Source organism: Sphingomonas sp. PAMC 26621, from assembly GCF_000251145.1.
Taxonomy (GTDB): domain Bacteria; phylum Pseudomonadota; class Alphaproteobacteria; order Sphingomonadales; family Sphingomonadaceae; genus Sphingomonas.
Genome location: NZ_AIDW01000006.1, coordinates 120289 through 143181 on the forward strand (window position 1 = coordinate 120289; position 22893 = coordinate 143181).

Annotated in this window: 21 protein-coding genes and 1 pseudogene; 14 read left to right on the plus strand and 8 right to left on the minus strand. The window is 67.3% G+C overall.

The window, feature by feature from the left end:
• The first annotated feature begins 134 nt into the window (after positions 1–134).
• Together RI03_RS03135 and RI03_RS03140 are read left to right on the plus strand one after the other, a co-directional pair.
• The gene (locus RI03_RS03135; protein WP_026046412.1) at positions 135–2270 is read left to right on the plus strand and encodes a penicillin acylase family protein; all 2136 of its coding nucleotides are present in this window, start codon (positions 135–137) and stop codon (positions 2268–2270) included.
• Between the two features lie 120 nt (positions 2271–2390).
• Positions 2391–3185, plus strand: coding sequence for a hypothetical protein (locus RI03_RS03140; RefSeq protein ID WP_238542213.1), 795 nt, complete (start codon positions 2391–2393; stop codon positions 3183–3185).
• Between the two features lie 142 nt (positions 3186–3327).
• On the opposite strand, the gene RI03_RS03145 is transcribed toward RI03_RS03140, so the two are convergent.
• Positions 3328–4047, minus strand: a complete 720-nt coding sequence (locus RI03_RS03145; RefSeq protein ID WP_010215136.1) for a carbon-nitrogen hydrolase family protein — start codon at positions 4045–4047, stop codon at positions 3328–3330.
• A 310-nt stretch (positions 4048–4357) separates the two neighbouring features.
• Between RI03_RS03145 and RI03_RS03150 the strand changes: the two are divergent.
• The 3 genes and pseudogenes from RI03_RS03150 (at position 4358) to RI03_RS03160 (ending at position 9567) form a co-directional block, all read left to right on the plus strand.
• Positions 4358–7170, plus strand: a pseudogene (locus RI03_RS03150) (M16 family metallopeptidase).
• 20 nt (positions 7171–7190) lie between these two features.
• Entirely contained in the window at positions 7191–7493 is a 303-nt protein-coding gene (locus RI03_RS03155; RefSeq protein WP_010160928.1) for a hypothetical protein, read from the plus strand.
• Positions 7494–7671: 178 nt separating this feature from the next.
• On the plus strand, positions 7672–9567 hold the full coding sequence (locus tag RI03_RS03160; protein WP_010215139.1) for a CocE/NonD family hydrolase: 1896 nt from the start codon (positions 7672–7674) through the stop codon (positions 9565–9567).
• Positions 9568–9685: 118 nt separating this feature from the next.
• On the opposite strand, the gene RI03_RS03165 is transcribed toward RI03_RS03160, so the two are convergent.
• Positions 9686–10753, minus strand: a complete 1068-nt coding sequence (locus tag RI03_RS03165; protein ID WP_010215141.1) for a 5-(carboxyamino)imidazole ribonucleotide synthase — start codon at positions 10751–10753, stop codon at positions 9686–9688.
• Positions 10750–11205: a 5-(carboxyamino)imidazole ribonucleotide mutase gene (gene purE / locus RI03_RS03170; protein ID WP_238542214.1), complete on the minus strand. Its 456-nt coding sequence runs from the start codon at positions 11203–11205 to the stop codon at positions 10750–10752. The genes RI03_RS03165 and purE overlap by 4 nt, the downstream gene beginning before the upstream one ends.
• A 154-nt stretch (positions 11206–11359) precedes the next feature.
• Here purE and RI03_RS03175 point away from each other — a divergent pair, with 154 nt between their 5' ends.
• A complete protein-coding gene (locus RI03_RS03175) occupies positions 11360–12004 on the plus strand; it encodes a hypothetical protein (protein ID WP_010215144.1) in 645 nt (214 codons plus the stop codon).
• Between the two features lie 178 nt (positions 12005–12182).
• Here RI03_RS03175 and gpmA read toward each other — a convergent pair whose 3' ends face one another.
• The 3 genes from gpmA to RI03_RS03190 all read right to left on the minus strand — a co-directional run bounded on the left by gpmA (position 12183) and on the right by RI03_RS03190 (position 14820).
• Entirely contained in the window at positions 12183–12869 is a 687-nt protein-coding gene (gpmA, locus tag RI03_RS03180) for a 2,3-diphosphoglycerate-dependent phosphoglycerate mutase (RefSeq protein WP_010160923.1), read from the minus strand.
• A 110-nt stretch (positions 12870–12979) separates the two neighbouring features.
• Positions 12980–14128, minus strand: a complete 1149-nt coding sequence (locus RI03_RS03185; protein WP_010215146.1) for a M14 family metallopeptidase — start codon at positions 14126–14128, stop codon at positions 12980–12982.
• Positions 14125–14820 carry a DUF4136 domain-containing protein gene (locus RI03_RS03190; RefSeq protein WP_010215147.1) on the minus strand — a complete coding sequence of 232 codons (696 nt, stop codon included), beginning with the start codon at positions 14818–14820 and terminating at the stop codon, positions 14125–14127. The genes RI03_RS03185 and RI03_RS03190 overlap by 4 nt, the downstream gene beginning before the upstream one ends.
• A 151-nt stretch (positions 14821–14971) precedes the next feature.
• Between RI03_RS03190 and ykgO the strand changes: the two genes are divergently transcribed.
• Together ykgO and RI03_RS03200 are read left to right on the plus strand one after the other, a co-directional pair.
• Positions 14972–15097: a type B 50S ribosomal protein L36 gene (gene ykgO, locus RI03_RS03195; protein WP_010160916.1), complete on the plus strand. Its 126-nt coding sequence runs from the start codon at positions 14972–14974 to the stop codon at positions 15095–15097.
• A gap of 7 nt (positions 15098–15104) precedes the next feature.
• Positions 15105–15722: an HAD family hydrolase gene (locus tag RI03_RS03200; protein ID WP_010215148.1), complete on the plus strand. Its 618-nt coding sequence runs from the start codon at positions 15105–15107 to the stop codon at positions 15720–15722.
• Positions 15723–15894: 172 nt separating this feature from the next.
• On the opposite strand, the gene pyk is transcribed toward RI03_RS03200, so the two are convergent.
• Positions 15895–17349 (minus strand): pyruvate kinase, encoded by a 1455-nt coding sequence (gene pyk, locus RI03_RS03205; RefSeq protein ID WP_010160914.1) that lies wholly within the window; start codon positions 17347–17349, stop codon positions 15895–15897.
• An 81-nt stretch (positions 17350–17430) separates the two neighbouring features.
• On the opposite strand from pyk, the gene RI03_RS03210 reads away from it, so the two are divergent.
• The 5 genes from RI03_RS03210 to ruvA all read left to right on the plus strand — a co-directional run bounded on the left by RI03_RS03210 (position 17431) and on the right by ruvA (position 20811).
• Positions 17431–17727: a DUF1244 domain-containing protein gene (locus tag RI03_RS03210; protein WP_010215149.1), complete on the plus strand. Its 297-nt coding sequence runs from the start codon at positions 17431–17433 to the stop codon at positions 17725–17727.
• 241 nt (positions 17728–17968) lie between these two features.
• Positions 17969–18208, plus strand: a complete 240-nt coding sequence (locus RI03_RS03215) for a DUF2312 domain-containing protein (RefSeq protein WP_010160912.1) — start codon at positions 17969–17971, stop codon at positions 18206–18208.
• 137 nt (positions 18209–18345) lie between these two features.
• Positions 18346–19089, plus strand: a complete 744-nt coding sequence (locus RI03_RS03220) for a YebC/PmpR family DNA-binding transcriptional regulator (protein ID WP_010160910.1) — start codon at positions 18346–18348, stop codon at positions 19087–19089.
• 505 nt (positions 19090–19594) lie between these two features.
• Positions 19595–20080, plus strand: a complete 486-nt coding sequence (gene ruvC / locus RI03_RS03225; RefSeq protein ID WP_010215150.1) for a crossover junction endodeoxyribonuclease RuvC — start codon at positions 19595–19597, stop codon at positions 20078–20080.
• 134 nt (positions 20081–20214) lie between these two features.
• Positions 20215–20811, plus strand: coding sequence for a Holliday junction branch migration protein RuvA (gene ruvA, locus RI03_RS03230; RefSeq protein WP_010215152.1), 597 nt, complete (start codon positions 20215–20217; stop codon positions 20809–20811).
• 8 nt (positions 20812–20819) lie between these two features.
• On the opposite strand, the gene RI03_RS03235 is transcribed toward ruvA, so the two are convergent.
• On the minus strand, positions 20820–21719 hold the full coding sequence (locus tag RI03_RS03235; protein ID WP_010215154.1) for a 2-hydroxyacid dehydrogenase: 900 nt from the start codon (positions 21717–21719) through the stop codon (positions 20820–20822).
• 59 nt (positions 21720–21778) lie between these two features.
• Here RI03_RS03235 and ruvB point away from each other — a divergent pair, with 59 nt between their 5' ends.
• Positions 21779–22801 (plus strand): Holliday junction branch migration DNA helicase RuvB, encoded by a 1023-nt coding sequence (ruvB, locus tag RI03_RS03240; protein WP_010215155.1) that lies wholly within the window; start codon positions 21779–21781, stop codon positions 22799–22801.
• Positions 22802–22893: the final 92 nt, after the last annotated feature.

The window sequence follows — 22893 nt, forward strand, 5'->3', positions numbered from 1 at the left end:
ACAGTTGCTTTCGCGCCGATATGGTGTTGCAAATATACAACACAAGTCGTGAGACTACGGATTGCGTGACAAATCCGCCCCGTTCGCCAAGATAGCGCAGGACCTGGCCAAGACCAGAGCCGCAGGGGGAATGCATGCTGCGAACATTTGGGGTGGGCCTGGCCGGTCTGCTGGTCATCACCGCCGCTGGCCTGGCACTCTGGGAGCCGATCGCGGCGACCAGCGCGACCCCGCCACCCGCGCACCGCTATGACAGCGTGATCGCGCGCGATCGCTTTGGCGTACCGCATATCTTCGGCAAGACCGACCCCGACGTCGCGTATGGCGTCGCCTATGCCCACGCCGAGGACGATTTCGCGACGCTGCAGGAAGCCGTGGCGATGGCGCGCGGGCGGCTCGGCGCGATGACCGGGGCGGATGGCGCGAAGGTCGATTACACGCTCGCGCTGCTCGGCGCGCGCGAGACCGCGCATCGCGATTATCTCAAGCAACCCGCCGATGTCCGCGCGTTGCTCGATGCCTATGCGACCGGGCTCAACGTCTATGCGCGGCGGCATCCGGGGCAGGTGCGGCTCGCCAAGCTGTTCCCCGCCAATGGCGAGGACATCGCGACCGGCTTCGTCCTGCGCACGCCGTTCTTCTTCGGGCTGGATCAGGTGCTCGGCGCGCTGTCGGGCGACACGCCGCTGCCGCGCGAAAGCGCCGGCGCGATCCCGGATGCGCCCGATCCCGCGGCGCTTCCGCCGACGGGGGAGGGTAATCAGAACGGCTCCAACGCCTTCGTCGTCGCGCCGAAACGGTCGGCGGATGGTTTCACCCGCGTTCTCTCCAATTCGCACCAGCCGTGGAAGGGGCCGGTCGCCTGGTACGAACTGTCGGTGCAGTCGGGGACCGGCTGGCACTTTTCGGGCGCGACGTTCCCCGGCGTGCCGTTCCCGGTGCTCGGGCATAACGAGCATCTCGGCTGGACCAACACCGTCAACCGGCCCGACCTGACCGACGTCTACACGCTCGACACCGATGCCGCGCACACCCGCTATCGCTTCGATGGCGCATGGCGGCCGCTTGAGGCGCGGCGCGTGTGGCTGGGCGTGCGGGTCGGGCCGTTCGTGCTGCCGATCCCGAAGATGGTGTACCGCGCGGTGCAGGGGCCGGTGATCGTCAACAAGAGCGGCGCCTATGCGATCCGCTATGCCGGCGCGGACCAGTTGCGCATGGTCGAGGAATATTACCGCCTGACGCGTGCGCGGAATTTCACCGAATGGCAGCAGGCGCTGGCACTCCAGGGCGTTCCGGCGACCAATTTCCTGTACGGCGATGCGCAGGGCAACATCGCCTATGTCTACAACGCGAGCTTCCCCAACCGGCGACCAGGCTATGATTACCAGCACCTGCTCCCCGGCGACACGTCGCGCGACCTGATGCCGGGGACGGTGCCGTTCGCGGCCGTGCCGCGTAACGTGAGCCCCGCGTCGGGCTTCCTGATCAACGCCAACAACACGCCGTATCAGGCCGCCGGGCAGGGGTCGGAGCTTCGCCCGCAGGATTACAGCCCGCTGCTCGGAATCGAGACCGACACCACCAACCGCGGCACCCGCGCGGTCGAGCTGATGGGCCAGACCCCGCGGATCAGCGAGGCCGACCTGCTCAGGATCAAGTTCGATACCGGGATCAGCCGCTTAAGCTGGGCCGCGAAATGGTATCGCGACATCGCACGGGTCGACCCGCGCGGCGATCCGCAGCTCAGCGCAGCGCTCGGCGTGCTGCAGCGCTGGAACTGGAATTTCGACGGCCAGCACGGTGGGCAGGCGCTCGCCGCGATCCTGCTGCGGACCGGGCAGAAATGGCATTACCAGCGCCGCCCCGAACTCGACCCGCGCGATGCGCTGGCGAAGGCGGCGGCGTATCTCCAGACGCATTTCGGCACGCTCGACCCGCCTTTGGGCACCGTGCTGCGGCTGCGGCAGGGCAAGGTCGATCTGCCGCTCGACGGCGCGCCCGACGTGCTGCGCGCCGCCTCGACGTGGGACGAAGCGCCCGACGGGCGGCTGGTGGTGAAGCATGGCGACAGCTTCATCATGCTGATGGCGTGGGACAAGGCGGGGCGGGTGGAATCGCGCTCGATCCAGCCGTTCGGCGCGGCGACGACCCGGCCGGAGTCTCCGCATTACGCGGACCAGGCGCCGCTGTTCGTGGCGCACCGGTTCAAGCCGGTGCTGTTCTGGCGCGAGGATCTGCGGCGGAACGTCGAGCGGGTGTACCGGCCGTAAGGGTGGGGCACCGCGCGGGATATGGCAACCGCTCCGGCCGCGTGCCCGACATCCCTAGCGGGGAACGATGTGTTTACGATTTGGCCGCTAGCCTGATTGCTCCATCTTGAAGGAAGCATGATGAAGCGTCTCTTGCTCTGTGCGGTAGTGCTGGCCGTACCCGGATCGGCATGGGCCGGGGACGACGCGCCATATTATGGTCCGATGCAGCGCTGGCACGGTATCGGCTATACATTCGGCTATAGGGACAAGGTCGAGCGCGACGGATCCTGGCGGATCGACACCGCAATCCGTGGCCGCGGCGAGGCGGTCGACATGGCGCTGTACCGTGCCGCCGAACGCGCCCGCGCCGAAGGGTATCGCTACGTCATGCTTCTTGGCGGTAACAGCCAAACGTCGCCGGGGGTCAAGGCCGCCACGCTCTATGCGCGGCCCAGTCGCGAAGCCGTCCCGCCAGGCGAGTGCCGATCGAGGAAAGCCACGACCTGCTACACCGCCGACGTGGGCGAGATCCTCCGCATCCTCGGCGGCCCGAACGGCCAGCACCCCGGCGTCGCCATCGTCGATCACCTTGACGAATACGGCCGCGAAGTTTCGGTGTCGGGCTACGGGATCGGCGCGGTCGCCGCGTCCTTACCGCCTGGCAAACAACGCCGACTTACGACGATCATCACCGACGGCCGGGTGCAGATCCGCTCGAGCAGCGTGGTACCGTTTGCGCCCGCTCCCGCGCCGTTCGTCCCCGCGCCAAGATCCGCTCCGCTGCCCCCCGCAGCGGTTGCGCGCGCGCCGATCCCACGCGCTGCGGCATCGCCCTCCAGTCCCAGCGCTAGTGAGCGTTTTCAGGCAGCGCTGAAGGCGGCACAGCCCGTACACGGCAACAATCGCGAGCAGGGTTGGACCGCCAGCGACTGAGCGTGCCGGGAACGCGAAGGCTCAATGCGGCACTCGTTATCGAGGACGTGTCGCAATCCGCCCTGACCGGTCCGCTGCCGACCGACGTGGCCGCTGCCATGGTATCGTACGATCGCGCCGGCACGCATCGAGCGTCAGGCGCCTAGCGGCAGGGCATGTCATAGACCGCCACACCCTCCTGCAATTCCGGCACGCGAGCGACAACGCTGCCGTCCGGCGTCACGATCGCAGAGCATCCATAGCTGACGAGATCGCCCGACGTGCCGGTGACGTCGGACGATGCCACCCAACAGCCCGTCTGGCGCGCGCGGTCGATCAGGTTGGCGAGGCTCTTGTCCCGCCAGCGATCCGCCGTCTCCAATCGCAGCATGTTATTCAGGGGATAGAGGATCAGTCGCGCGCCTTGGTCGGCGATGCGCTGTGCCGCGGCGGGATGGTTGGCGTCGTTGCAGATGTTCACGCCATAGCGGACGCCCGACCGCAGGAATGTGGGGAAAGCGCTGCCGGGGGTCACGCCCGGTTCGTTCGGATGCGCCTTGGCATATCGGCCTACGACCCGACCCGCTGCGAGGATGCTCGCGCTGTTGAACACGTGCCCTTCCATCACATCGAAAGCGCCGACCACAAGGGTCGCGTGAAATGCCGCCACGCGCAGGCACAAGGCGGCGATGGCCGAGGTGCCTGCGCTGGCGCGCGCCCGGATCGTCTCGGGGTCGTAGGAGTGACCCAGCAGGAACGCCTCCGGGAAGAGCATGAGGTCGACCCCGTGCTCGTCCGCCCAGCGGAGTCGCTGCACGATCGCATCACCGGCACGGTGCGCGTCATCGGGGATGCTGGGGCATTGAACGACGGCAATACGCATTGACGGGCGCTTTGCCCGTGATTGGACGCTCCTGCAAAGGCAGAGCCCTTTGCGGCCCGGAACAGTCCCATCCTTGCGTCACCCCGGCCCCGTGCCGGGGTCCACCGTGACGCGATCCCCACGGTCAAGAACGCGAACCACGGTGGACCCCGGGACAAACCCGGGGTGACGAAACGCGGGTCATGCTCTCTACCGGACCTCCGCAGACAAGCGCCCCCGCGCGGACCTGATTGCCACGCCGAATCCCTTGGCTATACCTTGGCTATCCAGTGTCGTTTCAACGACCTGACACCCGGGAGAACCATCCGTCATGACCGTCAAGCTCCTTGCGCTTTCGGGCGTCGCGCTCGCGACCTTTGCCACGCCGGTTTTCGCGCAGGGGCCGACCCCCAAGCCCGCCCCGGTCGCGGATCTCGTCCGCCAGGTCGATATTCCCTACACGCAGTTCCGCCTCCCCAACGGCCTGCGCGTCATCGTCAACACCGATCGCAAGGCGCCGGTCGTGGCGGTCAGCATCTGGTACAATGTCGGCTCCAAGTTCGAGACCAAGGGCAAGACCGGCTTTGCGCATCTGTTCGAGCATCTGATGTTCAACGGCAGCGAGAATGCGCCGGGGGATTATTTCGATTACACCAAGGCGATCGGCGCGACTGATCTCAACGGCACGACCTATTTCGATCGCACCAATTATTTCGAGACGGTCCCGTCGGCGGCGCTCGAGCGGACGCTGTTCCTCGAAAGCGACCGGATGGGCTATCTGCTCGGTGCGATCACCCCGGCGGTGGTCGACGAGCAGCGCGGCGTCGTCCAGAACGAGAAAAGGCAGGGGGACAATCAGCCTTACGGCCTCGTCGAGTACAAGCAGGTCGAGAACCTGTTCCCCGCGACCCACCCCTATGGCCACACGACGATCGGATCGATGGCGGATCTCGATACTGCGAGTGTCGAGGACGTGAAGAGTTGGTTCCGCGGCCATTATGCCCCCAACAATGCGGTGCTGGTGCTGTCGGGCGATATCGATGCGGCGAGCGCGAAGACGCTCGTTGCCAAATATTTCGGTGCGATCCCGCGCGGACCCGAAAGCATCGTGCCTGCCGCCCCGGTGCCGACGCTCCCGGTCGCCAAATATGAGACGATGAAGGACCGCGTCGCCAACACGCGGATCTATCGCATGTGGGCGGTGCCGGGGCTCAACGACCCGGATTCGGTCGCGCTCGACGTTGCGGCGGGGGTGCTCGGCGGATTGTCGAGCAGCCGGCTCGACAATGCGCTGGTCCGCAAGGAGAAGCTCGCGGTCAGTATGACCGCCGGCAACGAGAGCTTCGCGCAGGTCGGGATGTTCGTGGTCAGCGCGGACGTCCGGCCCGGGGTCGATCCCGCGCTGGTCGCCAAGCGGCTCGACGCGATCATCGCGGATCTCATCGCCACCGGACCGAGTGCGGACGAGGTCCAACGCGTCGCCACGCGCGATGCCGCGCGGACGATCGCGGGGCTTGAATCGACCGGCGGCTTTGGCGGCAAGGCGGTCGCGCTCGCGCAGGGCGAACTCTATTCGAACGATCCGGGCTTCTACAAGAAACAGCTCGTCACGCTCGCGGCGGAAACTCCGGCGCAGGTCAAGGCGGCGACCGCCAAATGGCTGTCGCGACCGGTGTACGGCCTGACCGTCGTCCCCGGCGCGCGCGACGCCTATGTCGAATCGACCCCGCCCGCCAAGATTGTCACCGCGCCCGAGCCCGCGGTCAAGGGCACGCGCGGCACCCTGCCCGCGGTCGGCACGCTCGGCGAGCTGGTGTATCCGAAGATCGAGCGCGCCAAGCTGCGCAACGGGATCGAGCTGGTCTACGCACAGCGCACTGCGGTGCCGATCACCCAGGCCGCGATCAGCTTCGACGCGGGCGTCGCGGCGGACGTGCCCGGCAAGCTCGGCACGCAGCAACTGACGCTCGCGATGATGAGCGAAGGCACGACGACGCGCGACTCGATCGCGCTTGCCGAAGCCAAGGAGCGGCTCGGCGCGAGCATTTCGGCAGGGTCGAGCGCGGATCGCACGATCCTGACGCTGTTCACGCCAAGCGCGAACCTCGCGGCAGCAACCGAGCTGTTCGCCGATGTCGTCCGCAACCCGAAGTTCGACCCCGCCGAAGTCGCGCGGCTCAAGAACCAGCAGGTCTCGCGGATCGCCGCCGAGCTGACCAGCCCGAACGGTCTGGCGGCGCGGGTCTATCCCAGGCTCGTCTACGGCGCCGGCTCGCCTTATGCCAAGGCGATCGGCAGCGGCGACGCAAAGGCGGTGGCGACGCTCGGTCGGGACGATCTGGTCGCGTTCCAGCAGCACTGGATCCGTCCCGACACCGCGAGGATCTTCGTCGTCAGCGATCGCCCGCTTGCCGAGGTCAAGGCAGCGCTCGATGCGCGCTTCGGCGACTGGACCCCTACGGGCGCGCGGGGCACCAAGGACTTCACCGCCGCCGCCACGCCGGCCACTCCGCGGATCGTACTGATCGACCGGCCGGATTCGCCGCAGTCGCTGATCGTTGGTGCGGCCCCGACCGCGCTCGTCGGGACCGACGACCTGCTCGGCGTCACCACCGCGAACGACACGCTCGGCGGCGATTTCACCGCGCGGATCAACATGGATCTGCGCGAGGACAAGCATTGGTCCTACGGCGTCAGCGGCGGGTTCCGGCGCGCGGAATATCAGACGCCCTATGTCCTCTCGGCCCCCGTCCAGGCGGATCGCACCGGGGATTCGATCAAGGCGCTGCAGGGGGACATCAAGGCGTTCCTGACGACCAAGGGGATCACCGCACCCGAGTTCGACCGGACGATCACCGATGCGATTCGCTCGCTCCCGGGGAATTTCGAGACGTCGGGCGCGGTGCTCGGGGCGATGCAGTCGAACGAGCTGTATCGCCGCCCGGACGATTACTACGCGACGCTCCCGCAAAAATATCGCGCAATGACCGCGGCCGAGCTTGACGCTGCGGCACGCAAGGCGCTCGACCCCGCGAAGTCGTCTGGGTCGTGGTGGGCGATGCGAGCAAGGTCCGCGGCCAGCTTGACAGCATCGGGCTACCGGTCGAGGTGGTGCCGGCGGCGTCCGTAGCGGACGTGCGCTGAGCTGATTCAGGAGAGATACGATGGCTGCTGTCGATGGAAGCTGGGATACGATCGTCAAGTCGCCGCTGGGCGACCAGAAGGCAGTGCTGACCGTCAAGACCGACGGCGACAGCTGGACCGGAAGCCAGGTCGGCGCGATGGGCGCGGTCGACATCACCGACGGCAAGGTCGAGGGTGACACGATCAAGTGGACGATGTCGATCACCGTTCCGATGCCGATGAGCCTCGATTGCAGCGCGACCGCCGAGGGCGACACGCTGACGGGTTCGGTCGGCGCAGGCGCGTTCGGCAGCTTCCCGATGACGGGTACGCGCCAGGCGTAACGCCGGCGCGGTCGTGCTGAAAGACGGCCTGCTCTCTGCACGGAGAGCGGGCCGTTTTTTTGTGCCTGCGGTCACCCCGGGCTTGTCGCGGAGGCCACCGTGCCACACACTCGCCGCATCGGGACTGCGACCCGTGGACCCCGGCACGAGGCCGGGGTGACGGATGGGGGAATGGGGCATGAAGGCACATTGGTTGTTGGGCGCAGCATTGGCGCTCTTTCCCGCGACCGTCCAAGCGCAGAAATACGACGAACGCCCCGCCACGCTCGTGCCCGCGACCGAGGGTTTCAACTATGAGCGCCGCATCGTCGAGATCCCGATGCGCGACGGGGTCAAGCTCCACACCATCATCCTGATCCCCAAGGGCGCGCACGACGCGGGCATCGTGATGACCCGCACGCCGTACAGCGCGGACGGGATGACGGGGAAGGGCGGCAACAACGCCGATCTCGCCTCGAGCATCACCGGTTATGACAATGCGACCGACGTGATCGTCGAGGGCGGCTACATCCGCGTCGTGCAGGACGTCCGCGGCAAATACGGGTCGCAGGGCATCGCGATGATGAACCCGCCGCTCCACGACACCGCGCTCAACCCGACCCACACCGACGATTCGACCGACACTTACGACACGATCGACTGGCTGGTGAAGCACCTGCCCGAATCGAACCGCAAGGTCGGGATCATGGGGATTTCCTACGACGGCTTCCTGTCGCTGATGCCGCTGATCGACCCGCACCCCGCGCTCGTGGTGGCGGTGCCCGAGAACCCGATGGTCGACGGCTGGCGCGGGGACGACTGGTTCCACAACGGCGCGTTCCGGCTCGGGATCGATTACATCTGGGAGCAGATCGCGACCCGCGACAATTCGTCGCCTTATGCGCGCACCACCTATGACGAATATGACTCCGCGATGCGCGCCGGGTCGGCGGGCGCGCTCGCCAAGGCGCACGGGCTCGACCAGATCGGTTTCTGGCGCAAGCTGTCCGCGCATCCGGCCTATGACAGCTTCTGGCAGGCGCAGGCGATGGATCAGGTGCTTGCGCGCTATCCGCTCAAGGTGCCGGTGATGCTCGTCCACGGCTTGTGGGACCAGGAGGATATCTACGGCGCGACCGCGGTGTACCGCGCGCTCAAGCCCAAGGATACCGCCGGCAACATGGTCTATCTGACGATGGGCCCGTGGTATCACGGCCAGCAGATCGACGAGGGCAGTGCGCTCGGCGACATCAAATGGGAGCAGGACACCGCAAAATGGTGGCGCCGCACCGTGCTCGCGCCGTTCCTCGCGCATTACCTCAAGGGCACGCCGATGGACGTCGCCCCCGTCACCGCGTTCCAGAGCGGCACCAACCAGTGGCAGCGTCTACCCGGCTGGTCCGCGCAGCCGGCGATGACCAAGCTGTTCCTCCAGCCGGGCGACGCGGTCGGCTTCGCGCCCGCGCCCGCAACCGCGCCGGTGCAGACCGCGGACTACGTCTCCGATCCCGCGCATCCGGTGACGAACGTCGCGCGCCCGGTCCGCCCGGTCGGCTATGAGGACAATCACTGGAAGGCGTGGCTGGTCGGCGACCAGCGGGTCGTCTCCAGCCGCCCCGACGTGCTGACCTTTACCGGCCCGGCGCTGACGCAGGCGGTGACGATCGCGGGGCAGCCGGTCGTCCATCTCACCGCCGCGACCAGCGGGACCGACAGCGACTGGGTGGTCAAGCTGATCGACGTCTATCCCGACCAGGTCCCGAGCGATCCGAAGATGGGCGGCTATCAGCTCGCGGTCGGCATGGACATCTTCCGCGGGCGCTACCGCGAGGGGCTCGACCATGCGGTGGCGGTCAAGCCCGGCGTCCCGCTGGCGTATAGCTGGGCCTTGCCGCATGCGAACCATGTGTTCCTGCCGGGGCACCGCATCATGGTGCAGGTCCAGTCGAGCTGGTTCCCGCTCTACGACCGCAACCCGCAGAGCTTCGTGCCGAACATCTTCTTCGCCAAGCCCGCGGACTACGTGAAGGCGACGCAGCAGGTGACGGTGAGCGGCCCGGACCAGAGCTATATCGCGCTGCCAGTGGTGCCGTAACCTTCTCCCTCTCCCCGCTTGCGGGGAGAGGGTCGGGGAGAGGGGCAGTATCGTAGCGCAGCGCTGCTGGTCTGCCCCTCTCCCCGGCCCTCTCCCCTGAAGGGGAGAGGGAGAGGAATCACCTACCCAATCGCGTGACATGCCCCATCTTGCGCCCGGGCCGCGTTTCCTTGCCGTACAGGTGCAGATGCGCGCCCGGCTCGGCGAGGATCTCCGCCCAGCGATCGGCGTCATGCCCGATCAGATTCTCCATCGCGACGGTCGGTGCGGTCAGCGCGGTGTCGCCCAGCGGAAGCCCGCAGATCGCACGGATGTGGTTCTCGAATTGCGAACACGCCGCGCCCTCGATCGTCCAATGCCCCGAATTGTGGACGCGCGGCGCCATTTCGTTGAACACCGGGCCGTCCGCGCCCGCGAAGAACTCGCACGCCAGCACCCCGACATAGTCGAGCCGGTCCGCGATCCGCCCCGCAAGCGCCGCCGCCTCGCCCCATTGCGACGCGATTTCGGCGGGCGCGGGGAGGGTGGAGCGCGCGAGGATGCCGTCCTCATGCTCGTTCCACGGCGGCGGATAGCTCACCATCTGACCGTCGCCGCGACGCACCAGCAGGATCGAGAATTCGTGGCTGAAGGTGACGAACCCCTCGAGGATCGCGGGGCGCTGCCCGATCGCGTCCCACGCCGCGGCGACCTCGCCTGCGTCCATGATGCGGACCTGGCCCTTGCCGTCATAGCCCATGCGGAGCGTCTTGAGGATCGCCGGCGTCCCGATCTCCGCGACCGCCGCCTCGAGCTCGGCGAGCGTCTCGACCTTCGCCCAGGGCGCGGTGCGGCCACCGATCTCCCCGACGAACGCCTTTTCGCTCGCGCGGTCCTGCGCGATGCCGAGTGCGGCGGGGGCCGGGTGAACCGGCACCTTCGCCGCGAGATACTGGACGGGATCGAGCGCGATATTCTCGAACTCATAAGTGACGACATCCGCCGCCGCGGCGAATTCGTCGAGCACGATCCGGCTGTGATAATCCGCGCGGGTGAAGCTCGTCGCGGTCTGCGCCGCGACCGCTTCCTCGTCGGGTGCGAGGATGCGCGTGTGATAGCCGAGCTGCGCCGCGGCCACCGCGAGCATCCGCCCGAGCTGCCCGCCACCCAGTATACCGATCGTCGAACCGGGGGGAAGCATCGTCATGCCGGATCGGTGGCGACGCCGTCGGTCTGCGCGGCGCGCCACGCCTGCAACCGTGCGGACAGGTCGGGGTCGGACAGCGCGAGGATCGCGGCGGCGAGCAGCGCCGCGTTCTTCGCGCCCGCCTTGCCGATCGCGAGCGTGCCGACCGGAATGCCCGCGGGCATCTGGACGATCGAATACAGGCTGTCGACGCCCTTGAGCGTCTTGCTCTCGACCGGCACGCCGAGCACTGGAAGATGCGTCAGCGCGGCAGCCATGCCGGGCAGATGCGCCGCCCCGCCCGCGCCCGCGATGATCACCTTGAGCCCGCGTCCCGCCGCGCTACCCGCATAGTCGTACAGCCGGTGCGGGGTGCGGTGCGCGGAGACGACCTTGGCCTCCTGCGCGATGCCGAGCTCGTCGAGCAGATCGGCGGCGTGGCGCATCGTCTCCCAATCGGAAGTGCTGCCCATGATGATGCCGACAGAGGGTTCCATCGCGCGGGGTTAGCGGGCCGACGGCGCAAGAGCAACCATCCGCGTGACGGCTTAACCATAACGGTTGCGGAACCAATGGATGCGAGCACGAGTTAAGCGGATCAGTCTCACAGTACAGGGTGCTGCTTCAATGAACCGCAAGATCTCTGCCATTTCCTGCGCCGCAATGTCGGCCGTTCTCTTCTTCGCGACGCCCGCGTTCGCCGAAGGCAAGGCCGACCGCGCGCGCGTCGCGATCGCCGCTGCGCAGGCCAAGATCGATGCCGCCAACAAGGTCGGCGCGACCGGCGAGGTTCCCCGCATGCAGGCAGCCGCGCAGGCCGCGCTGCGCACCGCGCAGGAGGATCTTGCGCGCGGCGACAAGGAGCAGGCGATCGCCGCGGCGAACCACGCGTCCGAGCTGGCCGACACCGCCATCGGTGAATCGCAGCGCGCGCGGACCCAGGCGGCACGCGCCGCCAACGGTGAAGCGCGCGATGCCGCCGCCAACGCACAGGCCGATGCCGCCGCCGCCAACCAGCGCGCGGTCGCCGCAGAGCAGGCGGCGTCCGCCGCCGCCGCCGATGCAGCCGCCGCCCGCGCGACCCCCGTCGTCGTCGCAGCCCCGGTCGCACCGACCACGACCGTGACGACCGAGACCGAGAAGGTCGCGACCCCCGCGCCGCGTCCCGCCGCCCGCCGTGTCGTCAAGCGCACCGTCCGCCACACCGCGGTACGCCCGGCACCCCGGACGGTCGAGAAGACGACCACCACGGTGAAGACCGAGGCCAACTGAGTTTCCCGAATTCCCGTCGCGCCGGGCGCACCCGGCATTCATCGACCTGCCAGTTTGTAGCGTATGGCGTTTCGCAGGTGGATGAACCCCGGCACCGGGCCGGGGCGGCGCGGAAGTGTTTTGTACCGCGTACCCGATATCATCGTCACCCCGGCCCCGCGCCGGAGTGACGCTCTGATTAGCGCTCGTTCAGATAATAGCGATCCGTCGCCGCCAGCGTGTCGTCCAGTTCGTAGACGATCGGCTGTCCGGTCGGGATCTCCAGCGTGGTGATCTCGTCATCCGGGATACCCGAGAGATGCTTGACCAGCGCGCGCAGCGAATTGCCGTGCGCCGAGATCAGCACGCGCTGCCCCTCCTTCAACGCCGGCACGATCCGCGCCTCCCAATAGGGCAGGACGCGCGCGATCGTGTCCTTGAGGCTTTCGGTCGCGGGAATGGCGATCCCGGCATAGCGGCGGTCCTGCGACAGGTCATACGCGCTGCCCGCTTCCATCGGCGGCGGCGGCACGTCGAAGCTGCGGCGCCAGATGTGGACCTGCGCCTCGCCATGCTTTTCCGCGGTCTCGGCCTTGTTGAGCCCGGTCAGCCCGCCATAATGCCGTTCGTTCAGGCGCCAGTCCTTCTCGACCGGAAGCCACAGCCGGTGCATTTCCTCGAGCGCGAGGTTGAGCGTCTTGATCGCGCGGGTCTGCAGCGAGGTGAAGCACTGGTCGAAATCGAGCCCCTTCTCCGCCATCAACCGCCCCGCCGCGCGCGCTTCCTCGGCGCCCTTTTCGGTCACGTCGACGTCCCACCAGCCGGTGAAGCGATTCTCGAGGTTCCAGCTGGACTGGCCGTGGCGGATCAGGACGAGCGTTGGCATCAGGGGTTCTCCAATTTCACGGCACCCCGGCGCAGGCCGGGGCCGTCAGGTATTTCGGGAAAGGGTGGTACGGAAACGCAACGGTCCCGACCGTCGGAGGGGGGTGACGGCTAGATCCCGTCGATCATCTCCGCCAGCACGTCGAGGCAGGCATGCGCGAGCGTCTTCGAGCGTTCGCCCGACCAGCCGAATTCCGCGTCCGGGTTGGGATCGTGGTCCTTGAACGGCATTTCCAGCGTCATCGACACCGCGCCGAACCGTTCGGCGACCTGATTGGTCGACATCGACAGGTTCGCGCGGCCAGGGGCTGCCTTGTCATAGCCCTTGGCGGTCTGGAAATCGGGGGTCACCGCCTCGAGCCGCTGCCCGAACTCGGTATATTTCGCGCCCTGCGCCTCGGTCCACGAGGGAATCCCCTCGAACCCGGCGAAGAAGTTTGCGGGGATCGCCTCGTCACCGTGGACGTCCATCGCGAAGTCGACGCCGGTCCGGTCCATCGCCGCGAGCACGCACAGCACTTCGGGGCTCTTCTCGGGCGTCGGGGTGAGCCATTCGCGGTTGAGGTTCACCCCCGCCGCATTGGTGCGCAGATGCCCGCGGAACGACCCGTCGGGGTTCATGTTCGGGACGCAATAGAACGTCGCCTTCGCCAGCAGCGCGGCGGTGGCGGGATTGGCGGTGTCGGTCAGCCGCTCGAGCAGGCCTTCCATGAACCATTCCGCCATGCTCTCGCCCGGATGCTGCCGCGCGTAGAACCATATCGGCTTGGGGCCGGTACCGAGCTCGAGGCAATCGATCGACCGCCCGTCGAGCGTCTGGCCGAGTTCGTGGTGCGTCACGCCCGGCGCGAGCGCGATCCGCGCGACCAGGTCGTCGTGCCGTTCCATCGTATACGGCTGGAAATAGGCGAACCAGGCGAGGTCGCCCGTCCCGGTCCATTCGAACTCGAGCACCCCGTCGACGTAGCGCGTCGGGATCATCCGCCAGTGGATCCGGTCGGTGCTGACGCGCACCTTGTAGCCCGGCCAGCCGAACGGATAGGCCGATCCGCCCGCGTTCAGGATCCGGAAGGTGCAGTTCGTCCCCTTCACGCCCGAGACGCGGAAGTGGAACCACTGATAGAAATCCGACTGGCGATCATGCGCGATGTTGAGATCGATCCGGGCGGCATGGCTGCCCCCCGAATCGATCCCGACCAGCTTGATGTTGCCGCTGTCGAAGGCGGCGGTAACGGCGATGGTGTTCTGGATGAGGCTCATTTCACCGTGATAGTGCGGCCCGAATCCCCGGGGAAGCCCTGGAACAGCGCCATCGCCAATTTCCGCGCGACCGCATCGGGCTGCGCATCGCGCGCGGACCCGTCGGCGCTGGTCTGCGCGCGGCCTTCCCAGATGATCGTCTGGTCGCTGCGGCGGCGGATCTGCACCTGCATGTCGGTCAGCACCACGGTGCGATATTTCGGACGACCGATCGGTAAGGAAATCCCGCCGCCGAGCCCGACGCCGCCGCCGCCCCGATAGCCACCGCCACCATAGCCGCCACCGCCGAGCCCGACCTGCAACCCGCTGCTACGCGGTGCGCCTTCGCGATATTGCCGGTTGAAGCCGACCACGGCGATATATTGCGACGTCGCGCCGGCGGCCGGCATGGTGAAGCCATACCGCATCGCTTCCGCCTGGACCGCACCGGCATAGTTACGGAATTCGAGCCCGTCATCGATCGGCTGCCGATCCTGCGGGTTGCGCGGAGTCGGCTCGGTCCCGACGTTCGATCCGTACGTGCCGTACCGCCCGACCGCGCCACGCTGCATCGGCTCGACCGCGAGCGTCCCCGTCTCGAGCGGTGCACCGAGGTGGAAGCGGGTCACTTCCACCGGGCCGCTGCGCGTCGTCGTCGCGCAGCCCGCGAGCGCGGTTGCTGCTACCAATGCCAGTCCCAAACCGATTTTCATGCGCTTGCGCCTTTAAGAGAGCTTGTTGCGATGGGGTAACGCCTCGACGCCCGGTTGGGGTTCCGCGGCAACCCGATCTTGACTAAGAGTGATTGGCCCCATATGCGAGCGCCTCTTTTCCACATTCCAGAATTTGCAAAGCGAATCGATCATGAAGATCCGCAATTCCCTGAAGTCGCTCAAGGGCCGTCATCGCGACAACCGCGTGATTCGTCGTCGTGGGCGCACGTACATCATCAACAAGACCAACCGTCGCTTCAAGGCGCGCCAGGGTTAATCACCCGATGCGTGCCCGGACGCGGGCCGTCGTTTTCGACGTCGGCAACGTCCTGTACGACTGGAACCCGCGGTTCCTCTATGAGCGCCTGATCGATGATGATCGGGCGCTCGACGCGTTTCTGCGGGATGTTGCGACCAAGGACTGGCATTTCCAGCATGACGCTGGCCGCCCCTTCGCCGAGACCTCGGCGGAGCTTGCGGCCGCGCATCCGGACCATGCCCATCTGATCGCCGCCTGGGGGCCGCGATTCATCGATCAACTCGGGGGGATGCTTCCGGGGATGGACGCGCTCGTGCGCGAGATCGATTCGGCGGGCGTGCCGCTTTATGCCATCACCAACTTCTCCGGCGAGTTCTGGCCGCCGTTCCGCGCGCGTGAGGCGGACCTGTTCGATCGCTTCGCCGATATCGTGGTGTCGGGCGACGAACTGCTGACCAAGCCCGATCCTGCCATCTATCGCCTCGCGCTCGATCGCTTCGGATTGGCCGCGGAAGATGCGCTGTTCGTCGATGACCGCGAAGACAATGTCGCGGGCGCGCAGAGCGTCGGCATGCCCGCGGTCGTGTTCACCGATGCGGAGACGCTGCGCGCGGATCTGGTGAACCTCGGATTTCTAGCCTGACCCAAATGGAGTGCTCCTGCGCAGGCAGGAGCTCAGGGTAACAGGCGTGGCGCTTGCAACTCTGGGCGCCTGCCTGCGCAGGAGCACGAGCGATTCGGCGGCTCTCCCATGCCGACGACGGTGGACCCCGGCACGAGGCCGGGGTGACGGTCAGCGGTCGGTCAGTCCAACCTCACTTATAATCCTTCAATTCGTCCCCGATGATCCGCACCACGTGGAGCACGTTGGTCGACCCCGGCGTCTTGAACGGGACGCCCGCGATGATGATCACGCGGTCGCCCGCCTTCGCCAGGGTGTGGCGCAGCGCCATGCGCTTGGCCTTCGCCACCATCGCCTCGAACGAATCGACGTCCTTGGTGTGGACCGCATAGGCGCCCCACAGCAGCCCGGCGCGCCGTGCGGTCTCGATGTTCGGGGTCAGCACCATCAGCGGCACGCCCGGCCGCTCGCGCGCGACACGACGCGCGGTCGAGCCCGAGGCGGTGAAGCAGATGATCGCCGCGGCATCGACGGTGTGCGCGATGTTCTTCGCGGCTTCCGCCAGAGCGTCCGCGGTGGTCGGGTCCGAATGGATCTGCGTGAAGTGGATCCGGTCGCCGTGCGTCGGGTCCTTTTCGACCGCCTCGCCGATCGCGTTCATCATCGCGACCGATTCCTTCGGCCATGCACCCGCGGCACTTTCCGCCGACAGCATGATCGCGTCCGCGCCGTCATAGATCGCGGTCGCCACGTCGGAGACTTCGGCGCGAGTCGGCGAGGGCGAGGAGATCATCGATTCGAGCATCTGCGTCGCGACCACGACCGGGCGGCCGAGGCGGCGCGAAACCTCGATGATCCGCTTCTGCAGCGGCGGCACGCTCTCGGGCGGCAATTCGACACCGAGATCGCCGCGCGCGACCATCACGCCGTCGCATGCCTCGACGATTTCCTCGAGCCGCTCGATTGCCGAAGGCTTCTCGATCTTGGCGAGCAACGCGGTCTTGCCGCCGATCAGCTTGCGCGCCTCGGCGAGATCCTCGGGCCGCTGGACGAAGCTGAGTGCGATCCAGTCGACACCCTGGTCGACCGCGAAGGCGAGGTCGCTGCGATCCTTCTCGGTCAGCGCGGCCATCGGCAGCACGACGTCGGGGACGTTGAGCCCCTTGTTGTTCGACAGCGCGCCACCGACGATGATCTCGGTGACGATCGTCGTCTCGGTGTGGCTGGTCACGCGCAGCACCAGCTTGCCGTCGTCGAGCAGCAGCCGTGCGCCGGGCTCGATCGCCTCGAAGATCTCGCGGTGCGGGAGCTCGACGCGAGTCGCATCGCCCGGGGTCGCATCGCGGTCGAGCGTGAAGGTGTTGCCGGTGACGAGCTCGACCCGGCCGCCCTCGAACTTGCCGACGCGCAGCTTCGGCCCCTGCAGATCGGCGAGGATCGTCGACGGGCGGTTGTAGGTCTTCTCAAGCGCGCGGATCGCCTGGATCACCGCGACCTTCGACTGCTGGTCGCCGTGGCTCATGTTGACGCGGAAGGCATCGGCCCCCGCTTCGAACAGCGTGGCGATCATCTCGGGCGTATTGCTGGCGGGACCGAGCGTCGCGAGAATGCGGACTTTGCGCGCGCGGGGGCTGATGGCCTTTGTCATGGATTGTCCTTGCCCTGGGGAGTGGCGTTGCGCGTGCCGCTCTAACCCCTATCTCGGCACGATCAACCTTTGGAGCGTGCGATGAGCGATTTGAATGATCTGGATGATTCGGTCGCGGCGGCGGCGTTCCGGCGGCTGGTGCTCCATCTGCGCCACCGCGACGACGCGCAGAACGTCGACCTGATGGGGCTGGCGGGGTTCTGCCGCAACTGCCTGTCGGATTGGGTGCAGGAAGCATCGCATGGCACGCTTGACAAGGAAGCGGCGCGCGAGACGATCTACGGCATGCCCTACAGTGAGTGGAAGACGCACCACCAGGGCGACGCGACGCCGGAGCAATTGCAGCGGATGAAGGACAGCGTCGCCAAGAATGCGTGACCCGTGGCGGGCAGGCGCGCGCGCGAGGGTGACACGCGGGGTGACGCGGGGGGGTGACGCGGGGCACGCGGATGGGTAAGGCCCGCGTCCACCGCCATTCGCCCTGAACCGCCACCGAGCGTGTCGACCCGGCGTATCGCAAAGTGCCCGCTGATCCAGCGCGGCGCCCCCGATACGCCCCGACCCCGCCCGGCCCCTGTTCGGGACGGATGGTCCACGATCTGTTTGCAGGGGACTTTTCATGAGCGAGACCATCGCCGCCGACCAGCTACGCCTTCTCATCGAGCGCATCGAGCGGCTCGAGGAAGAGAAAAAGGGCATCGCGGACGACATCAAGGACGTCTACGGCGAAGCCAAGTCCACCGGGTTCGACGTCAAGACGATCCGCACCATCGTGCGCCTGCGCAAAATGGAAAAGCACCACCGCGACGAGGCAGAAATGCTGCTCGAGACGTACAAGCAGGCGCTCGGCCTGGCGTAAGCGCCGACCGACCTACACTCTTGCCGTCATGCCGGACTTGTTCCAGCATCCACTTCGCCCCGGACGGTATGCGACGGGGCACAGGATGGATCCCGGCCCAGGCGCCGGGATGACGCGCAGGCAAAGCAGAGAGACCCATGGCAGGCCATTCCAAATACAAGAACATCATGTACCGCAAGGGCGCGCAGGATAAGAAGCGCTCGGGCATGTTCTCCAAGCTCAGCCGCGAAATCACCGTCGCGGCGAAGATGGGCCTGCCCGATCCGGACATGAACCCGCGCCTGCGCATGGCGATCAACGCCGCCAAGGCGCAGTCGATGCCCAAGGACAACATCCAGCGCGCGGTCGACAAGGCATCGAAGGGCGATACCGAGAATTACGAGGAAATCCGCTACGAGGGCTTCGGTCCCGGCGGTGTCTCGCTGATCATCGAGGCGCTCACCGACAACCGCAACCGCACCGCGACCAACGTCCGCACCGGCATGGCCAAGAACGGCGGCAATCTGGGCGCGTCGGGCTCGGTCAGCCATGCGTTCGACCGGATGGGGCTGATTTCCTATCCGGCGTCGGCGGGCGATGCGGAGAAGGTGTTCGAGGCGGCGCTGGAAGCCGGTGCCGAGGACGTCCAGTCGAGCGACGAGGGCCACGAGATCTGGACCTCGAACGAATCGCTCCACGAAGTCGTCACCGCGCTGACCCCGGTGCTCGGCGAGCCCGAGGGTGCGAAGCTCGCGTGGCGTCCACAGACGATGGTCGAAGTCGGCGAGGACGATGCGGCGACGCTGTTCAAGCTGATCGACGTGCTCGACGACGATGACGACGTGCAGACGGTGTGGGGCAATTACGAAGTGTCCGACGCGATTTTGGAGAAGCTCGGCTAACCCTTTCCTAAAAGCCCCTCCCCTTCAGGAGCGTCGGGTGAACAGCGCCCCGCGCTGTTCAGGTCATGCCGGGGGCATGACCGACCCGACGCTGGGTTGGGGTGGGGCAGTGTCTCACGGAGAGCGGCGTCATAGGTTCGGGATAACGAAACGGCGCAGGCGCTGCCTCAGAAGGCCTAAGCAAGGATTTATCACGCAAAGCCGCAAAGCCGCAAAGCCACAAAGAGAAGAAGTTTATGTCTCCCGGCCCGCCGCGCTCGTCCCGGCACAGCCTAACGCACTTTCCGCGAAGCGGCCGATGCGAACCCCGGTGGATCCCGGGCCAAGCCCGGGATGACGCGGGGAGGGGGCGGTTCTGAACCCCCTTCCTTCCTTCCCTCTTAGTGCCTTTGTGGCTTTGTGCGAGAACCCCCTTCCTTGACCCGGCCAATTCAATGACACTCCCAAAGTCTTCTACCTTCGCGGCTTCGCGCCTTTGCTTGAAACCCCCTTCTTCCAACCCAAAATGCTGATCCTCGGCCTGGACCCCGGCCTCGGCACCACCGGCTGGGGCCTGATCCGCGCAGAGGGCAACCGCCTGAGCCACGTCGCCAACGGCCGCCTCAAGACCGACACCGCCGCGCCGCTCCCCCGCCGCCTCGCGCATCTCGACGCGATGCTCGCCGCGCTGATCGTCGATCATGCGCCGGACGCGTGCGCGGTCGAGGAAGTGTTCGTCAATTCCAACCCGCAAAGCACGCTCAAGCTCGGTCAGGCGCGCGGCGTCGTGCTGTGCGCGGGCGCGCGGGTCGGGCTCGAGGTCGGCGAATATGCCGCGCGGCTGGTCAAGAAGGCGGTGGTCGGCGTCGGCAATGCGGACAAGGCGCAAGTCCATGCGATGGTGTCGGTGCTGCTCCCGGGCGTCAAGATCGACGGCGCGGACGCGGCGGACGCGCTGGCCGTGGCGATCTGCCACGCGCACCACATGGCGAGCGCCCGGCGCATCCCCTGATTTCGCTTTGCTCGCGCCACCCGTTCCGGTTACGCATCAGTGCCCGCCGCAGACGATTGGCGCATGCTGGTCCGGTCGACTAATCAGATTGTTTTACAAGGACTTACGCTAATGTCTCGTTTCGCGTCTGTGCAATGATCGCTCACTTACGCGGCGTCCTCAGCGCGACCGACCTCGACCATGCGGTGATCGACGTCGGCGGGGTGGGGTACCTCGTCGGCGCGTCGTCCCGGACGCTCTCCGCGATCGGCCCGGTCGGCGAGCCGGTGATGCTCCACACCGAGATGCTGGTCGCCGAGGACTTCATCCGCCTCGTCGGCTTCGCAAGCGCCTCGGAACGCGACTGGTTCCGCCTGCTGACCGGCGTCCAGGGCGTCGGCGCGCGGGTCGCGCTGGCGATCCTGTCCGCGCTCGAACCGACCGATCTCGTCCGCGCGATCGCCGCGCAGGACAAGGCAATGGTCGCGCGCGCCAACGGCGTCGGCCCCAAGCTCGCCGAGCGGATCGTGCGCGAACTCAAGGACAAGACCGGCGGCATCGCGCTCGGCAGCGGCGGCGGCGGCGCGGTCGCCCCGGTCGGCGCGGGCGCGGATGCGGTATCGGCGCTGCTCAACCTCGGCTTCCGCCCCGCCGAAGCCAGCAGCGCGGTCGCGGCGGCGGAGGAGGAGCTCGGCACGGGCGCAACGCTCGATGCGCTGGTCAGACTGGCGCTGCGCAAGGCGGCGAAGTAGGGGCCGGGCTAAACCACTGCGCTCGGCAACGGTTTGCCTGAAAAATGCGCGTCGAGATTGGCGAGCACCAGTGCCGCCATCGCCGCGCGGGTCTCGACCGTGGCGCTGCCCTGATGCGGGGACAGGACGACGTTCGGCATCGTCTTGAGCGCCTCGGGCACGGCGGGTTCGTCCGCGAAGACGTCTAGGCCAGCCCCTCCGATCTCGCGGGTTTCCAGTGCCGCAACCAGCGCGCCCTGATCGACCAGGCTGCCGCGCGCTACGTTGACCAGCACGCCCTCGCTGCCAAGCGCCGCCAGCACCGCCGCATCGACGATGCGCTGCGTCCCGGTCCCACCCGGCGCGGCGAGGATCAGCACGTCGCATGCTGCGGCAAGCGCGGTGATGTCGGGCACGAACCGCCACGTGACCGGTTTCTCGCTGCGCGCGGTGTAGAGGATCTCACCGCCGAACGGTTCGGCGCGCCGCGCGATCGCGTGGCCGATCCGGCCCAGCCCGAAAATCCCGATCGTCCGCCCGCTCGCCTGCCGCGCGAGCGGAACGTTCCAGCCGCCGTCACGCACCGCTGCGTCGTTCGCCGCGATCCGCCGCTCGACCGCGAGCCACAGCCCGATCGCGAGGTCGGCGACGTCATCGGTCAACACGTCGGGGGTATTGGTCACGCGAACCCCGCGCACCTTCGCAGCAGCCACGTCGATCCCGTCATAGCCCACGCCGTTGATCGCGATGATCTCCAGCGCGGGGAGCTGGTCGATCAGCGCGGCATCGACCACGCTGCTCCCGCCCCCACAGATCGCGCGGGTCGTCGCAGGCGGATCGGTGCGGTGCACCGTGAAGCGCTGCTCCAGCGCGTCCACCAGATCGGGGGCCATGTCGGCGATAAGATACAGATCGGGAAGGTCAGCCATCGTCACGCCTTACCCGCTGCGCCTTGCCCCGCCCAGCCACCGCGCGCTATCGCGGCGGGATGACCGAAGACCGCATCCTCACCGCTGCCCGCACGCCCGAGGACGTCGATGCCGCGCTGCGCCCCAAGTCGCTCGACGATTTCGTCGGGCAGAAGGCCGCGCGCGAGAATCTGCGCGTCTTCATCGCGGCGGCACGTGCGCGTGGCGATGCGCTCGATCACGTGCTGTTCTTCGGCCCACCGGGGCTCGGCAAGACCACGCTCGCGCAGATCATCGCGCGCGAGATGGGCGTCGGCTTCCGCGCGACCTCGGGCCCGGTGATCGCCAAGTCGGGGGATCTCGCCGCGCTGCTGACCAACCTCGAGGATGGCGACGTGCTGTTCATCGACGAGATCCACCGCCTCCAGCCCGCGGTCGAGGAAGTCCTTTATCCCGCGATGGAGGACCGCGCGCTTGACCTGATGATCGGCGAGGGGCCAAGCGCGCGCAGCGTCCGCATCGACCTGCCGCGCTTCACCTTGGTCGGCGCGACCACCCGGCAAGGGTTGCTCACCACGCCGCTGCGCGATCGCTTCGGCATCCCGGTGCGGCTGTCCTTCTACACGGTCGAGGAACTCACACGGGTCGTGACGCGCGCGGCCGGGCTGCTCGGCCTCGCGATCACCCCCGAGGGCGCGACCGAAGTCGCGCGCCGGTCGCGCGGGACGCCGCGCATCGCGGGGCGGCTGCTCCGCCGCGTCCGTGATTTCGCGCATGCCGCCGGACGGGACAGCGTCGATGCGACCGAGGCCGATCGCGCGCTCAACCGCCTCGAGGTCGACAAGCTCGGGCTCGACGCGATGGACCGGCGCTACCTGATGATGATCGCGGACATCTATCGCGGTGGTCCAGTCGGGGTGGAAACCCTTGCGGCGGGCTTGAGCGAACCCCGCGACACGGTCGAGGAAGTGATCGAACCGTATCTCATCCAGTTGGGCCTGATCGCGCGGACGGCGCGGGGGCGGTGCCTCAATGCGGGCGGGTGGAAGCACCTCGGGCTCAACCCGCCGGCGGGGAGCCAGGAAAGCCTGTTCGAAAGCTGAGGAACCATCCCGATCCCCCACCCGATCAGCCGCCAAAAATTATGTTGTGCGGCGCAAGATGGAACGTGGCCAAGCAATCTGTTAGCGCCATC

Excerpts from the sequence above, each read along its gene's own strand:
- RI03_RS03190 (WP_010215147.1), bottom strand. The coding sequence starts at position 14,820 with ATGAAAATCGGTTTGGGACTGGCATTGGTAGCAGCAACCGCGCTCGCG.
- ruvC (WP_010215150.1), top strand. The coding sequence starts at position 19,595 with ATGCTGATCCTCGGCCTGGACCCCGGCCTCGGCACCACCGGCTGGGGC.
- RI03_RS03165 (WP_010215141.1), bottom strand. The coding sequence starts at position 10,753 with ATGACGATGCTTCCCCCCGGTTCGACGATCGGTATACTGGGTGGCGGG.
- RI03_RS03155 (WP_010160928.1), top strand. The coding sequence starts at position 7,191 with ATGGCTGCTGTCGATGGAAGCTGGGATACGATCGTCAAGTCGCCGCTG.
- RI03_RS03200 (WP_010215148.1), top strand. The coding sequence starts at position 15,105 with ATGCGTGCCCGGACGCGGGCCGTCGTTTTCGACGTCGGCAACGTCCTG.
- pyk (WP_010160914.1), bottom strand. The coding sequence starts at position 17,349 with ATGACAAAGGCCATCAGCCCCCGCGCGCGCAAAGTCCGCATTCTCGCG.
- RI03_RS03220 (WP_010160910.1), top strand. The coding sequence starts at position 18,346 with ATGGCAGGCCATTCCAAATACAAGAACATCATGTACCGCAAGGGCGCG.
- RI03_RS03160 (WP_010215139.1), top strand. The coding sequence starts at position 7,672 with ATGAAGGCACATTGGTTGTTGGGCGCAGCATTGGCGCTCTTTCCCGCG.
- RI03_RS03215 (WP_010160912.1), top strand. The coding sequence starts at position 17,969 with ATGAGCGAGACCATCGCCGCCGACCAGCTACGCCTTCTCATCGAGCGC.
- RI03_RS03185 (WP_010215146.1), bottom strand. The coding sequence starts at position 14,128 with ATGAGCCTCATCCAGAACACCATCGCCGTTACCGCCGCCTTCGACAGC.
- purE (WP_238542214.1), bottom strand. The coding sequence starts at position 11,205 with ATGGGCAGCACTTCCGATTGGGAGACGATGCGCCACGCCGCCGATCTG.
- RI03_RS03135 (WP_026046412.1), top strand. The coding sequence starts at position 135 with ATGCTGCGAACATTTGGGGTGGGCCTGGCCGGTCTGCTGGTCATCACC.
- RI03_RS03140 (WP_238542213.1), top strand. The coding sequence starts at position 2,391 with ATGAAGCGTCTCTTGCTCTGTGCGGTAGTGCTGGCCGTACCCGGATCG.
- RI03_RS03145 (WP_010215136.1), bottom strand. The coding sequence starts at position 4,047 with ATGCGTATTGCCGTCGTTCAATGCCCCAGCATCCCCGATGACGCGCAC.
- gpmA (WP_010160923.1), bottom strand. The coding sequence starts at position 12,869 with ATGCCAACGCTCGTCCTGATCCGCCACGGCCAGTCCAGCTGGAACCTC.
- ruvA (WP_010215152.1), top strand. The coding sequence starts at position 20,215 with ATGATCGCTCACTTACGCGGCGTCCTCAGCGCGACCGACCTCGACCAT.
- RI03_RS03210 (WP_010215149.1), top strand. The coding sequence starts at position 17,431 with ATGAGCGATTTGAATGATCTGGATGATTCGGTCGCGGCGGCGGCGTTC.
- ykgO (WP_010160916.1), top strand. The coding sequence starts at position 14,972 with ATGAAGATCCGCAATTCCCTGAAGTCGCTCAAGGGCCGTCATCGCGAC.
- RI03_RS03175 (WP_010215144.1), top strand. The coding sequence starts at position 11,360 with ATGAACCGCAAGATCTCTGCCATTTCCTGCGCCGCAATGTCGGCCGTT.
- RI03_RS03235 (WP_010215154.1), bottom strand. The coding sequence starts at position 21,719 with ATGGCTGACCTTCCCGATCTGTATCTTATCGCCGACATGGCCCCCGAT.
- ruvB (WP_010215155.1), top strand. The coding sequence starts at position 21,779 with ATGACCGAAGACCGCATCCTCACCGCTGCCCGCACGCCCGAGGACGTC.